Origin of the sequence: Colidextribacter sp. OB.20 (assembly GCF_009911595.1) — a bacterium.
Classification (GTDB): domain Bacteria; phylum Bacillota; class Clostridia; order Oscillospirales; family Oscillospiraceae; genus Lawsonibacter.
Window position 1 is genome coordinate 1 of record NZ_QWKG01000003.1, and the last position, 409, is coordinate 409.

Below are 409 nucleotides of genomic sequence, written 5' to 3' on the forward strand. Positions count from 1 at the left end.
CGATCTCTCTTGTGGCGGTACGGCCAAATAGAGAGATAATATTTTTATCGTAGCCGAAATAAGGCAGTTGAATCACATAGATATCGTTCGCCATCCAGCCCTTCAGCATCTTTGGGTTCATGTTTTCGTCGTATGTAAACAGGACCTTAGATGTATTGACTGCACTCGGTAATACTACTTCATAACATTTCCGATACAGCGGCCTCCCGAACCATGTGCCGATCCTCTGCTCCTCGGTGGAATAGGTCTCCCAGCTGCTTCCCCCTCCAGAGCCGCCGCCATCGTCCACGAAGTAGGTCCCGCTGGCTTTCTGCTCTTCCGTGAGGGCGTCCCACTCCGCCTGGGTCAGGATGCCCCGGACCGGGTTGTCCACGTTGAGGGTGTCGCCGTCTTTGCTCAGCCCGTCTCC

Annotated in this window: 1 protein-coding gene; it reads right to left on the reverse strand. The window is 54.3% G+C overall.

Annotation, left to right across the window (positions count from 1 at the left end):
• Positions 1-409 (reverse strand): hypothetical protein (locus D1641_RS00895; protein ID WP_160662514.1); only part of this gene is annotated, 409 nt, incomplete at both ends.